The organism is Bacillus sp. GbtcB10, assembly GCF_019091365.1.
In the GTDB taxonomy this organism is placed as follows: domain Bacteria; phylum Bacillota; class Bacilli; order Bacillales; family Bacillaceae; genus Bacillus; species Bacillus altitudinis.
Map to the genome: position 1 here is coordinate 1 of NZ_JAGXJP010000334.1, position 243 is coordinate 243.

General features: G+C 42.0%; 1 protein-coding gene. It reads left to right on the forward strand.

The annotated features are described in order from the left end of the window. The coding region (locus KVT11_RS20425; protein WP_217609204.1) for a D-aminoacyl-tRNA deacylase at positions 1-166 on the forward strand (166 nt) is incomplete at its 5' end. Between the last annotated feature and the right edge of the window lie 77 nt (positions 167-243).

The window sequence follows — 243 nt, forward strand, 5'->3', positions numbered from 1 at the left end:
TATGAATGCGGCTAAACCGGATCAGGCAGTGCTCCTTTATGAAAAGTGGAACGAGCTCCTTCGGGAAAAAGGAGTCAAAGTGGAAACCGGAATATTCGGAGCCATGATGGATGTTCAGCTGACGAATTCCGGGCCGATTACATTGATTATGGATTCTAAACAATAAAAAAGCTGTCGTTCGGCAGCTTTTTTTATGATTGAAAATAATGTTCCAATCCGCTTTCAATTCCGTCTGTCACTTTT